Consider the following 231-nt stretch of genomic DNA (forward strand, 5'->3'; position numbering starts at 1 on the left):
CATCAACTGTGATTGAACCATCTACTCGGTCTAAACCACCTTGGTCTGGTGTATCCGGATTATTGTCATGATCCGTCTTCACAAGACTATCTTCAGCATTCACTGGTGTACCATTACGGTCAACCGCGTCTGCCTTCACTGTTAACTCACCATCAGCAAAGTCTGCCGGCACTTCTGCTGTATAGCTACCATCTGGCTGAACCGTTGCAGTCACTTGTTGTTCAAGTGGAT

Annotated in this window: 1 pseudogene; it reads right to left on the reverse strand. The window is 47.2% G+C overall.

The annotated features are described in order from the left end of the window. Positions 1-231: pseudogene (locus ACH63V_RS18230) on the reverse strand (hypothetical protein); the annotation flags it as partial.

The sequence above is a fragment of the Acinetobacter sp. ABJ-A23_2 genome (assembly GCF_044538765.1).
GTDB lineage: Bacteria > Pseudomonadota > Gammaproteobacteria > Pseudomonadales > Moraxellaceae > Acinetobacter > Acinetobacter nosocomialis_A.